Raw genomic sequence first — 12,927 nt, 5'->3', positions numbered from 1 at the left:
AGTCACGTCCTTTCAATTAGACAGACTTTTCGTATTCTCATTGTATGGGACAAAAACAAAAATTATAACTTACTACCCTTTATTCGTTTCAATATTTCGAATTACATAATTACAAAACCTACATGTATATATTACATTTTGATTAGACTGGGCGGTTAATACGTGATTAATTTCAGCATGACTGTGACAATTAGGACAAATAACAATCGGTAAGCGTTCCATCCTTTGCACCTCCTATTAATATTTACTATCATTATAGGAAAAATAAAAAATTCCTATACATATACATTTGTAAAAACTCTTTTATTTAATCGCGACTTAAATTACAACTTCTACTACCTATATAGCCCATTAATTAATATAACTAAAAAAGGTACCGCCATTTGGCAGTACCTTTTTTATATGTATCAAGAAATGATATCGTAAATCTCAATTGCAACCATATCGATGTTATCGAATTGATACACTTGAGGTTTTTCACCTTGTTGATACACTTCTAACTCATACATTTCACTTTTATCGAAAAATTTCACGCTACATTTGCGCTCACCGTTCACTTCAAAATAGCGTTGTGCTACTTCACCGCTTTCAGCTTGTTCTTGTAGACTAACAAGTCGAGTTAAAATTCCTTGGAGTAGAGACATGAAATCTCTCCTTTCTCTGATCTTCCTACCAATAGGTTTTACAGCTATACTCATTCTATCCGTCATAACAGAAAAAACGTTCCACAATCTAGGATAAAGGTTCTTGGCCAGAAACTCAACTAAAATTTGTCGAAATAAGAAGTAAAAAGATGAAAGATCATCTTTTTACTTCTTTATTGCGCTTTTTATACTGGCAGAATATAATAAACAACAGAAAAAGGGAGGAATTACAATGAAAAAAATTGAGGTTTATACACAACCTGATTGTCCGCCTTGTACCATTGTAAAAGAATTTTTAAAACATAATAACGTTGTATATGAAGAATTTGACATAAAAAAAGACGCTGCTGCACGCAATCGTCTTTTATATGACTATGAATCCTATTCAACTCCAACAGTTGTAATTGACGAAGAAGTTGTGGCAGGTTTTCAAATTGAAAAATTACAACAGCTACTCGGTATAGAATAGGAATAGGCGACACCTATTCCTATTCTCATAATTGTTGTAACCTTTTTATTTCAGTCAACAGTTCCTGACTTTCATGATACCCTGCTAATTTCCATTTTCCATTATCCTTTTGCAATGTCACAATTTGATATTGTCCACTCTTTGTCCGCTCATAGACATATAAATTTTTATGTTCTTCATCATAAGACATTTTTGTTTCTGAATTAAAAGAAAATGGAGCTTCTTTTGCTGGAAGTAAATATTCACCACTTTGTTTTTCATTTCTACTGTTTTCATCTGTAAAAACTTGAAGGAAATTATTTGTAAAATATGGTGATAACGTCTCTATCATCTTATTCATAGGTATTTGCTTCCCGCGGATTGAAAATTGCGTCTCATAACCTTTTTGTATCGTTGTAAACACTTCTTTCCGATCCACTTTCACTTCTTCTTTTCCTAAAACAGTTGTGACACTATAGCCAACTAGAAAGGCAACACATATAAATAGAACAAACCATATTCCATATTTCTTCATTTTTTCACCTTCCTTTTAAAAGAGCTTGTCTTTGTAGTATTCATTGTAACAATGATTATGCAAAGAAAGGGATGATTTCGTTCGTAAAATCTTTACAACGATAGACAGCATTTTCATTATCATTTTCACTATTACCAATTTATGATAAAAACAAACAAAAAAATACACGAATCTCTTCGTGCATTAAAATAAAACATCTTCTTCATATAAATATTCGTACGATAAATCTATAAATAAAAAGTTTTCATCATCAATCGGGAATGAAAATGTTCGCACCATTTCACCAGTTTCGATATCAGCATATAAATCTGAAAGTCTTGCCTTATTCTCAAAACGCATTTTCATTATATTTTCTAGAAAATACGGGCGCCAGCTCCAGTTCTTCATATAATACTCTGGCATAATGATCCATCCACCATCTTTTTTCATAATATTACCCGATTGTTGAAAACCATCTTCATTACAAATAAATATCCGAAAACTATATTGTGATATGCTTTGGCTAAATTGTAATAACCAATCATTTATATCTTCATTCTTTTTTTGTTTTGACAGAACATCACCAATTCGATCACGTAACATCTCTGTTAAATTATAAATTTTTTGCAACTTCTTCTTCTCATGCAGAATAAATTGATGACATTCATTACCAAGTCGCTCTTTTAAAACATTCGTTTCAATAAAATCAGGTAAACATTCTTTCAAATAATTACCTTGATAATATCTACCACCGTTTTTCCAAGCATATTGTAGTTGATAAAAAGCATCAATTTCTTCATATAACAATGTCGCACCAATTCTTCTAGCAAGTAAAGATAAGGAATATAAAATATCTTGATAAGATTGTAAAAGTGCAGTTTGCCTTAAATTTGTTAAATCTACTTTTAAAATATCCGGTGCTAACACGCTAATACGCTCTAAATTACTTGTACCCGTTCCGACTTTATTAATCGAAATTTGAATACCATATGTACGATAATACATGAGTAAATGATTAAATTGTTCTATATCTTCTTTACATTCATGTTCTGTTATTTCCAGAACAATGCGTTGTAAGTTCAAACCTTGTTCTTCATACATCAGCAAAAGTTGAAGTAAACTTTCATCTTCATCATTCATTAATACATTAGCATTCCGATGTATAAATAATAATAATTTTTGATCCGTTTCTAAATACCTATTTAACGCTTTTTCTACGATGATGTTATCCGCTTCAAGTTGGAACTCACTCGGAATAGAATCATCATGGAAGAAAGATGCTAAACTTTGTATGCCCTCTTCTGTTTGAATACGTCCTACAACTTCATATCCAATTACTGTATGCTCATCAGCACTAAAAATAGCTTGATAATAAGGAAGGACTTTATCCAAGTTACTCATTACATCTAATGCATCTATCAACGTGCTTCCCTCCCTTTACTTTTCAAAAATTATAACACGATATTTACGGAAAAATAATAAAAAATCCCTTCAGTTTTCCTGAAGGGATTAGAGGGGTAAAATGCTAAGGGGAATTAGCAATTCTACTATGAAGAAAAAAGAGGTCTTAAATATAACCTATATATTCCCCTTTGTAAACACATTTCTCTCATGTGTCACAACTTCGTCACATTTCACCAAAGAAAAATTAATGATTCATTCATTTTTCTTTCCTTTTAAAATGGATATTGGTGCAAATGCTGGCCACCATCCATTGTCATACAAGTTCCATTTATGTATGCAGCTTCATCTGAACATAAATAATAAGCTAGACCCGCAATTTCTTCTGGTGTACCCATTCTACCAAGTGGAACACTTTGCAATGTACGCTTAGCCATTTCTTCTGAAATCCATAATTTATCGGCACCACCTGTACGCTCAATTGGTCCTGGTGCGATAGCGTTAACTCGTATTCCATATTTACGTCCCCACTCAACAGCAAGAGTTTTTGTCATCGCTAATACACCAGCTTTAGCTGCTGCCGAATGGATAACCCCTGGGCCTGCATCCCATGCATATGTTGCCACCATGTTAATAATATTTCCTTTTATACCTTTTTCAATCCAATATTTCCCAATAGCCTGACTACAATAAAATGTACCATTTAATACAATATTAATTACCGAATTCCAGCCATTCACAGATAAGTCCTCTGCTGGACAAATAAAGTTTCCAGCTGCATTATTTATTAAAATATCAATTCGTCCAAACTTCTCATCAATATGTTCAATCATTTTTTGAATATCATCAGTATTTCGTACATCCATTTGTACAGATAATACTTGCCCTGGAAACTGTTCAATTTCTAACTTTGCTTCTTCTAGCTTTTCTTTTGTACGCCCTGTAATAACAACACGTGCCCCTTCTTTCGCAAAACGTATCGCCATCCCTTTTCCCATTCCACTTGATCCACCTGTTATAATAACTACCTTCTCTTTCACATACATCCCCTCCAAAAAATGAATACACATTCATTTTATCACTTTATTTGATAGAAATCTTTATATTTTTCAATTTTTCTGATATTTTAACGTAAAGAGGTTTCTTTTCGTTCATTTTTTTTCGTAATCTCTACTACTTTTTTAGTATTTAAAATATATTTTAAAAAAACTGAAGGGAGGTTCGAGTAACCTGTATATGAAGAAAATTACAAGAAGAAATTTTTTAAAATCTGGAATACGCACTTGTCTATATTCATTTATAACCGCAAGCATCGGCTATTATTATGCTAAATATATAGAGCCCTATTTGCTTTCTTTTACGCAACACACACTTAAATCACCACTCATACCAAAAGGTTTTCATGGTATGAAGATCCTTCAATTTAGCGATTTACATCTAGGATACTATTTCTCTCTCCAACATTTATCTCAAATCGTTTCCAAGATTAATGCTGAAAAGCCAGATATTGTCCTTTTTACTGGTGATCTCATTGATGATTACCAAACATATACCGAGGCTTCTTTTGTTGCATCCATTTTAAAGAATATACAGGCACCCTTCGGTAAATTTTCCATTTATGGTAACCACGACCATGGTGGATATGGAACTGAATACTATGATCACATCATGCGCGAATCTGGATTTGAACTTTTGCAAAATAGCGAAAAGCGAATTCGTTTACTGGATAATAGTGAAATTTCTATTTTCGGACTCGATGATATGCTACTGGGTAAACCAAAAATAGCGGAAACTTTACAACATGCAAAACAAAATATTTATACAATTGTTCTCGTTCACGAACCAGATATCGCGCCACAAATCGCTACATATCCAATCAATCTTCAACTTTCTGGTCATAGCCATGGCGGACAAGTACAAATTCCTTTTTTAGGTGCTATTATTACCCCGTCGCTTGCAAAAGAATATATTGAAGGTTTCTATAACATTCAAGGTTTGACTCTCTATGTCAATCGAGGTATTGGAAGAACACGTGTCCCATTCCGCTTTATGTCAAAACCTGAAATTACACTCTTCATCCTACAACATTCGTAACAATTCGCCTATTTCCTTACATATCCTTCCTTGTACGCGCTCATCCACGCTTGGTCCACCATATGATAAAAATGAGTCCAGTAAAGGAGGTTTGTTCATGTATCCATATTATCAACCGATCCCAGTTCGTTCAGCACCTTTTGGCCCAGCAGGCGACTCACGCTTCTTTCCATTTTTCGGTGTTCCATTTCTAGCTGGAATTGCTGGCGGACTGCTAGGCGGAGCATTAGCTTTCGGGCCTAGACCGTTTTATCCGCCTTATCCACCGCCTTTCCCACCACCAGCACCTTTTCCTTGTTACGGAGGGCCTTGTCAACAACCATACTATTATTAATTTAAACCAACCATTCTTCTAATGTTTTTCTCTCAACGAACCGACTCATCACACACCTATAATAAAAACTATTCTCTCTACTCATCCTTCCATTTTGAGAATATATGAGTAGAGAAAAAAAGTAAAAACCTCTTAAATTCAATAAGAGGTTTTTACTTTTTTCACACTATTCAGCATCTGTATTTTGATACGCCATCTTAAATAAATTCACTTGGCTATCAATTTCTTCTATACTACTATTAATTATATAATAATAGTCACCATCTTTATTTTGTTCACGTGTTTTCACATTATCAGCCAAAACCAGCTGTAAAATTGCCTTTATTCTCGCTTTCATTTCAATATCTAAAATTGGGAAGGATATTTCTACTCGTTTTTCCATATTTCGCGTCATCAAATCAGCTGAAGATAAATATATTTTTTCATCTCCATTATGATGGAAATAATAAATACGACTATGTTCTAAATATCTTCCAACAACACTAACTACACGAATATTTTCACTTACATTCGGAATCCCAGGTCTTAAACAACATGTCCCTCTAACGATGAGCTCTACCCTTACCCCAGCTTGTGATGCTTCATACATTTTTTTTATTAACGGTTTATCTGTTAACGAATTCATTTTAGCGATAATATATCCATTTCCATATTGTCTATGATAACGGATTTCCTCATCTATTAACTCCATAAACTGCTCTCTTATATCAAACGGGGCAACAGATAAATGATGAAAATGCGGTTTTTTTGTATAACCACTCAAATAATTAAAAAAATTTGTTGCATCTACACCAAAGTCTTTTCGCGATGTAATATATCCAAAATCGGTATACAACTTCGCTGTTGCATCATTATAATTTCCAGTTCCAAGATGTACAAACCTTTCAATTTTTCCGTTTCTTCTTCTTACAACTAACGTAATTTTACTATGCGTTTTCAAGTGACTTACTCCGTAAATAACGTGACATCCGGCCTGTTCCAATTCTTTAGCCCAATGAACATTATTCTCTTCATCAAACCTTGCCTTTAACTCAACCAATACCGTCACTTGTTTTCCTTTTTCAGCTGCTACCTTCAGCGCCTGAATTATTGGAGAATCTCCACTTACACGATATAATGTTTGTTTGATCGCAAGTACATTCGAGTCATCTGCCGCATCACGGACAAAATCAACGACTGGCTGAAACGACTCAAAGGGATGGTGTAATAAAATATCATGTTCTATCGCTTTTTCAAATACATCTTCCTCATCACCTAAATCTTGAGGAGGTTGAGGAATAAGAGCCGGATATACTAGATGTTCATATAAAGGCGCTAATTTTTTATATAAGGAGAATAAACATGTTAAATCTAACGGTCCATCCATCATGTACACATCTTCATCTTTTACTTCTAACACATCATACAATAACGCTAACACTCTTTCATCAATGTGTTCTTTACCAACTTCTAAACGAACGGCAGCTCCCCACTTACGCTTTTTCAATTCTTTTTCAATTACTTTTAATAAATCGCGTGCACCTTCTTCATGGATCGTTAAATCCGCATTACGTGTAATACGGAAACGAGTAACAGGTGATACGTTATATCCTGTGAATAGTTTATGAGTAAAACCACTAATTACATCTTCTAATAAAATAAATTTATGTTTTTGCCCTTCACTCGGTAAAAATATGAAACGCTCCAGTAATGAAGGCACTTGTACAATTCCTAACTTCGTACGATTTTCTTCCTCAGCCTGTTGCTCATCATATAAAATAGTAGCTAAATTCAAACTTTTATTTAATAACATTGGAAATGGACGATACGCATCAATAGATACAGGGGTTAAAACCGGAAATATTTGTTCATCAAAATACTCCTCGATAAATTCCCTTTGCTCTTTCGTCAAATCATGAAATGTTAAACGCTCAATCCCCTCTAGTTCAAGCGCTGGCAATACATAATTTTTAAACGTTTCATACTGCACAGTCATTAACTCATGCGATTTTATCGCAATCTTATTTAACTGTTTCTTTGGTGTTAAACCTGCTTTATTTTCTGGCTGATTAAATCCCGCACTTACTTGATCTTTCAAACCTGCTACGCGCACCATAAAAAATTCATCTAAATTCGAACTAAAAATACTAATAAACTTTAGTCTTTCTAATAGTGGATTATTTTCATCTTGCGCTTCTTGTAGTACACGTTCATTAAATGCTAGCCAGCTTAATTCACGATTATTATAATACGCTGTATCATTTAAATTTACTAAATTCCCCTTTAGCAATTCCATTCTCTTCACACTTCCCTTTGAAACTTTTTCACTATAATTTAGTTACTTTCATTTTATCAAATTACAATATTCCAAAGTGTTAATTTTCTGTAAAGACATCCGTACAACTTAACGTTTTGATTCAAATGATAAGTGAATATTTGTTTTCAATACTCTTTCTAGCTGCTTTTTTTGTTTTTCAGCTTGTACTTTTTCTGCTAATGCCGATTGCTCACATAAAATTCTAAACGTTAATCCTTCTTTATTTTCTGTTATGGATATCGTATCAACAAGCAATCTTTGTCTTACATTTAAAGCAGCTGAAAATTGTAAAACAGCGCCTAATAGGCGGATTTTTTTTTGTTCGCTTTTATCAAACCAACCTTCAAATGGAGATAAATGTTGTTTAAATAGCATTTTTGATTTATAAGATGCAATAAGCGCTAACCTCACTCGATCTTTATGCATCATGCCGTCAATTGTTTTATTTGCCAATAAATAAAACGTGTGTAAACGACTCGCTTCTTCGTCTATATATTTTCCAATATTAAATACTTTCGCTGCTTGATGGAATGCTTCCCAGTCTTTTATTGAAACAGAAATCAGTCCCATTTCTTCGAGTTGTTTACAAATCAATCTTCCATGTTTAATAAGTTGAATGACAAATTCCATATCCATTTCATATTCGTGTGATAACAAATGTAAGCTTTCTTCAACTACATTCGGATAATATGAAATCCCTAAATCTTTCGTCAACTCTTCATAGAAAACACCTTCTCTTAATCCTTTTTTGCTTAATACAAATGCCGTTGCTTCTATAATATTTACAAGCTTATGAAATACTTCAACCGCTGGAATAATTGTATCAGCTCGATCTTTTGCCAATCCTTCCATTTTCTGAAGTTCGATAAACGATTGTTTTTCCAATGCACCTTTTACATTTTCAATATCTTCTTCTTTCATTTTGTATAAATGTACTCCCGCTATAGGATAGTTTGTTAAATTTTGGTGGATTTTCGCTAAGTTTCTCGCACTACCACCAATTGCAATAAGAGGCAATTTCTTATCAATTAACCATGGTAACGTTCGAAATTGACACTCTAAATACTCTCGAATTTCCTCTAATTCATCTTTAGTAGGAATATCACCTTTAATAAATAGATGTTTTAAAGAAAGCGCACCAAAAGGAAAACTATGGTACTCTAAAATCTCTCTATTTTTAATATATGTAACTTCCGTACTTCCGCCACCAATATCTACTGTTATTCCTTCCGAAAACGAAGTAGAATTCATAACTGCTAAATAGCCGTAACGTGCTTCCTCATATTCTGATAATACTCTAAGAGTAAAGTCTGTTTGTCCTTCAACAAGTTTTTTAATCTCCTCTTGATTCTCAGCCTGTCTAATTGTTGCCGTTGCAACACAAAGTACATGATGCAACTGATGGAATTTTGTACTTTCTTGAAATTGAAATAATGTTTGTAACAATACTTCTTTACCTTCTTCATTCAAAACACCATCGATTAAATAATTTCTTAACCGAGCAACCACTTTCGTATTTTCAATTTCTTTATAAAAACCTCCATTTTGCTTTTCATAAATAACTAAACGCATTGTATTAGATCCAATATCTATAATGGCATATTGTAATTTTAATATTTCTTTCAAACTTCTCACTCTTTCATTATCAAATTTCTGAAACATATTCTATCACTATTATACAAAATAGTTGTTTTTTGTAACAATATTGCTTTAATATTGAAAATATATACAATTACTTTTTGCATATAATAAAAACCCATTTTATTTATGCTATAATAAGGAAAAATTGAAAGGAGAGTCAATATGAAACCTTCACAACCACAATCTCCATTGCATAATCAACATTCTATTAATAGACTAGCTCAATCTATTTTCGTTGTGAATCGTCATGCTAAAGCTGCAACTAACCCTAAGTACTTATATTGGTTAAAAAAGACTGCTTTAGAACGCTTAATTACTGAAAAAAAGGCTATCAAAGAAGGATTACATTTTTCTAGAAATCCACGTTTTAGTCAACAACAATCCGATGTTCTTATACGTTTAGGTGATTATTTTTTCCATATCCCTCCTACGAAAGATGATTTTCGCACCCTACCGCATCTTGGTCACCTTGAATCCTCCTATCGAAATCCGAAAACAACCTTATCTTTAACAATAGCAAAAAAAACACTTCAAGATTATATTGGTCCTGAAGCATTAAAACAGGAAAAAAAATTAAGCGAACCAGTTCCATGGTATAGCCGTACCTATACAAAAAAATAAAACAGTTTGGCCTAATATTAGGCCAAACTGTTTTATTTTTTCTCTTCTTTAATTTTAATATTTGCTTGTTTATAAAAAGCTATTTTTTCTGTATTATAAGTTTTTGTAAATTCATTAAACTTGTCTTTTTCTGATTCAATATCTTTATAAGACTGATTTACCACTTTTACTTTTTCACTAATATCTTTTAATTTTGTACCTTTATCTTGTAACATTGTATATAATTCTTTTTCTTGTTTTAACGATTTATTATAGCTATCATACATTTTGTTAAATGAATCGTGTCGTTTCTCATATGTGCTTTTCACTTTATCCGCTTGATCTTTCAATTTCTTATCTTCAATTTTCTTCACATATTTATCTGCTGACTTCACTTCTTCTTGTGCCTTATTTAAAGATTCTTTTTCTTTTTTAAGCACTTTTTCTCGTTCATCTGTATTTTTCACTGCTTGGTTCAGTTTTTCCTTAACAGTTTGATTATTATCTTTTCCTTCTTGAACAATCTGATTATATAATTCTTGTCCCTCTTTTTCTAAAGTTTCAAGTTTCTTCGCATCTTCAAACATTGTTTTTTCTTGTTTTGCAGCATTTTCAAATGCAACATATAATTCCTCTTCTGGTTTCGGCCCGAAACAACCCGCTAGTAAAGTCATTGATAATGCAGTTACAATTGCTAATTTACTATACTTCAACATCTTTTTCCTCCTACTTATATACGATAATCGTGTAAAAAGCTATGAAATTATTTATCCTTTTATTAACTCCACACTCGCACCTTTTTTACGAAAATCATTCATATTGTTTATAATGCTTGTACAAATTGTATTACTCAAAATTACATTTTTGAACTAAATAGCAGTTTCATATCTACCTTTTACTTGGCACTTTTTAAAACCTGTTTATACTATGTATTACATAAAAGTACAACGGAATTCATCACAGCCATAATAATTTGGAGAACAACAGTAATAATTCACCTGATAAAAGATGGTCGTTGTTCTGTCACGTCTATCATTCTATCATTTCCTTTCCGCTTTCTATCAAATAATTTCTTTGTTCATTTTACACAGTGTAAATGTCATCTTGCAACAACTTACAATTATTCTTGTCATTCCCTAAAAAGGAAAAGTGTAGAGCATGCTTTCCTCTACACTTTAAAAATGAAACACATTGTGCAAAATGCATTGACACATCCAACATAATTATATGCTTATTCCATATATTTTTAAAGACTTTTATTACAATAAAAGTTCTTTTTGTAATAAAAGTCAAAAAAATGTTACATTCAAAACTTCTTCATATCATATTTCTTCAAATCGAAGTTTCACTCATTTTCTTACAAATCCCTATGCTGGTACAATTGATTTTGTGCCTTTCTTAACAATTCTTCAAAGGTTTTTCCTTCTATTGGATAACTAGCAGCTCCAAATAATAGCGTCATACTTAACAAACCATTTTCTATTTCATTTTCAATATTTTTCATTAATCGGTTTGTTATTGTCGACTTTTCATGTCCGTTATCAATCGCCACAATAACATACTTATTTTCATCCCACCTAGTAACGACATCCCCTTTACGAATTGTCTTTACAATCGTACTCTCCAATTTTTGTACTAACACCTCCAATTTTTTTTCTTGTACTGTTTCTTTTAGTTCTTTCCATTCTTTCACTGAAAGAATGTACACTGTAATATTATGAGAATCCCGTTCCGATAAAGCAGCTACTTTCTCAAAGAAATCAACTACAAAATCATTACTTGCCATTCCCCCTACTTCCGTATCCATACGCCCACTCGCTCTTTTATCATACCAATGTCCAAAATAATAGCTGAGTATCATTTGCAATATATAAATAATAAAGACGGTATAAAATGATCGCGAATCCAGTTTTGTAATTACATCCTGAAGCGCAATCCATTCTGTAACTGCCACTGTATTCCCAAGTAATAACCCACTAATTTTACCTTTATGTTTCATATTTCTCCTCCTTTCTATACCAATATATGTTTCTATAACAATTATGTTTTTCTACAAAATAAAAAATGTACACATTGAGTGTACATTTCCGCTTAAGCTTGTATACCATTTCTATTCTATTTCATATATATACTATATATCGTTTTTAGGAAGAGGTGACTTATATGCTACAAAAAGAAAATCTATCAGATATTATACGTTTACTAGCAGGGTTTCTGCTATCATTAAAATTATTATGTAATTCTTTCGGAGTGAACTTTATTACAAACGATCAAATTGACGCTATTGTAAATGTCGTTTCCTTTCTGTTCATTTTATATTTTGGTTATAAAAATAATTATGTAGGAAAAAAAGGAATCGAGCAAAAAAAAGTACTCAAAAAACACAACCTTCATTAAAAAAGGAACCTTTCTTACAGGTTCCTTTTTATCATTGCCGCACAACAACTTCATTTGTTTGCAGCGGACCATATGATACTTCTTTATATTGAAATGTATATGTAGCCTGAAATAATGCGTTTTTGATTGCTTTATCTTTATTTGCTTTTATTTTACAAATTAGTTCTACTTTCTCATTCGGTAATAAATTATTGATTCGCCACCTTACAAGCTGGAACAAAAACTCGCTCATCCCCTTATCAGCCTTTAATGAATTTGGGATATATGCAAAATAATCTCGAATCATATGACTTACTACAACTCGTGAAATCATTTCCATTCCTTTATTTTCTACTTCAATTCGAATAATAAGTATGTCATTTACATCATAGGTCAGTTCATATGAAAATTTTTCTTTATACATACTACGGATTTGCAATGTAACTGCTACATTAGGACATTCGTTTTCCTTTTTTGAGCCATCAATCCATAACACCGGTTGTAACGGTATTGAACGCCTTCCTTGATCCGAAATCCGTTTCCATATTTTCATAATAATATTCACCCCATTTCAGATGC

15 protein-coding genes are annotated in these 12,927 nt (G+C 32.4%); 5 read left to right on the top strand and 10 right to left on the bottom strand.

Annotation, left to right across the window (positions count from 1 at the left end; genetic code table 11):
- Window positions 1-72: 72 nt before the first annotated feature.
- Both SB773_RS09510 and SB773_RS09505 read right to left on the bottom strand, forming a co-directional pair.
- Entirely contained in the window at window positions 73-222 is a 150-nt protein-coding gene (locus SB773_RS09510; protein WP_002033828.1) for a hypothetical protein, read from the bottom strand.
- A 185-nt stretch (window positions 223-407) separates the two neighbouring features.
- On the bottom strand, window positions 408-644 hold the full coding sequence (locus SB773_RS09505; RefSeq protein WP_000055151.1) for a YkuJ family protein: 237 nt from the start codon (window positions 642-644) through the stop codon (window positions 408-410).
- Between the two features lie 232 nt (window positions 645-876).
- On the opposite strand from SB773_RS09505, the gene SB773_RS09500 reads away from it, so the two are divergent.
- Complete coding sequence (locus SB773_RS09500) at window positions 877-1,113, top strand: glutaredoxin domain-containing protein (RefSeq protein ID WP_002014835.1); 237 nt, start codon at window positions 877-879, stop codon at window positions 1,111-1,113.
- A gap of 25 nt (window positions 1,114-1,138) precedes the next feature.
- Here the strand turns inward: SB773_RS09500 and SB773_RS09495 are convergent, their stop codons facing one another.
- From SB773_RS09495 to fadH, 3 genes are all read right to left on the bottom strand, one after another.
- Window positions 1,139-1,627 (bottom strand): DUF3993 domain-containing protein, encoded by a 489-nt coding sequence (locus tag SB773_RS09495; protein WP_002014834.1) that lies wholly within the window; start codon window positions 1,625-1,627, stop codon window positions 1,139-1,141.
- A gap of 183 nt (window positions 1,628-1,810) precedes the next feature.
- Window positions 1,811-3,028: an EAL domain-containing protein gene (locus tag SB773_RS09490; RefSeq protein ID WP_002128891.1), complete on the bottom strand. Its 1,218-nt coding sequence runs from the start codon at window positions 3,026-3,028 to the stop codon at window positions 1,811-1,813.
- A gap of 254 nt (window positions 3,029-3,282) precedes the next feature.
- Window positions 3,283-4,047, bottom strand: a complete 765-nt coding sequence (gene fadH / locus SB773_RS09485) for a 2,4-dienoyl-CoA reductase (RefSeq protein WP_002128892.1) — start codon at window positions 4,045-4,047, stop codon at window positions 3,283-3,285.
- A gap of 196 nt (window positions 4,048-4,243) precedes the next feature.
- Here fadH and SB773_RS09480 point away from each other — a divergent pair, with 196 nt between their 5' ends.
- Complete coding sequence (locus SB773_RS09480) at window positions 4,244-5,101, top strand: metallophosphoesterase (RefSeq protein ID WP_002014831.1); 858 nt, start codon at window positions 4,244-4,246, stop codon at window positions 5,099-5,101.
- Between the two features lie 97 nt (window positions 5,102-5,198).
- Complete coding sequence (locus SB773_RS09475) at window positions 5,199-5,435, top strand: hypothetical protein (RefSeq protein WP_002014830.1); 237 nt, start codon at window positions 5,199-5,201, stop codon at window positions 5,433-5,435.
- A 166-nt stretch (window positions 5,436-5,601) separates the two neighbouring features.
- On the opposite strand, the gene SB773_RS09470 is transcribed toward SB773_RS09475, so the two are convergent.
- Both SB773_RS09470 and SB773_RS09465 read right to left on the bottom strand, forming a co-directional pair.
- Window positions 5,602-7,710: a polyphosphate kinase gene (locus SB773_RS09470; protein ID WP_002014829.1), complete on the bottom strand. Its 2,109-nt coding sequence runs from the start codon at window positions 7,708-7,710 to the stop codon at window positions 5,602-5,604.
- Window positions 7,711-7,818: 108 nt separating this feature from the next.
- Window positions 7,819-9,393 (bottom strand): Ppx/GppA family phosphatase, encoded by a 1,575-nt coding sequence (locus SB773_RS09465; RefSeq protein WP_215576532.1) that lies wholly within the window; start codon window positions 9,391-9,393, stop codon window positions 7,819-7,821.
- 141 nt (window positions 9,394-9,534) lie between these two features.
- On the opposite strand from SB773_RS09465, the gene SB773_RS09460 reads away from it, so the two are divergent.
- Entirely contained in the window at window positions 9,535-9,993 is a 459-nt protein-coding gene (locus SB773_RS09460; RefSeq protein ID WP_002014827.1) for a YkyB family protein, read from the top strand.
- 32 nt (window positions 9,994-10,025) lie between these two features.
- Here the strand turns inward: SB773_RS09460 and SB773_RS09455 are convergent, their stop codons facing one another.
- Window positions 10,026-10,688: a YkyA family protein gene (locus SB773_RS09455; RefSeq protein WP_105590041.1), complete on the bottom strand. Its 663-nt coding sequence runs from the start codon at window positions 10,686-10,688 to the stop codon at window positions 10,026-10,028.
- A gap of 641 nt (window positions 10,689-11,329) precedes the next feature.
- The gene (locus tag SB773_RS09450; protein ID WP_002192636.1) at window positions 11,330-11,971 is read right to left on the bottom strand and encodes a diguanylate cyclase domain-containing protein; all 642 of its coding nucleotides are present in this window, start codon (window positions 11,969-11,971) and stop codon (window positions 11,330-11,332) included.
- A 164-nt stretch (window positions 11,972-12,135) separates the two neighbouring features.
- Between SB773_RS09450 and SB773_RS09445 the strand changes: the two genes are divergently transcribed.
- Entirely contained in the window at window positions 12,136-12,369 is a 234-nt protein-coding gene (locus SB773_RS09445) for an SPP1 phage holin family protein (protein ID WP_002192635.1), read from the top strand.
- 31 nt (window positions 12,370-12,400) lie between these two features.
- Here the strand turns inward: SB773_RS09445 and SB773_RS09440 are convergent, their stop codons facing one another.
- On the bottom strand, window positions 12,401-12,901 hold the full coding sequence (locus SB773_RS09440; protein ID WP_002192634.1) for a hypothetical protein: 501 nt from the start codon (window positions 12,899-12,901) through the stop codon (window positions 12,401-12,403).
- Between the last annotated feature and the right edge of the window lie 26 nt (window positions 12,902-12,927).

Source organism: Bacillus sp. SIMBA_074, assembly GCF_046534555.1.
GTDB classification, from domain to species: domain Bacteria; phylum Bacillota; class Bacilli; order Bacillales; family Bacillaceae_G; genus Bacillus_A; species Bacillus_A mycoides.
Note: the sequence above shows the minus strand (reverse complement) of the source record. Positions and strands in the feature narration are given on the sequence as shown.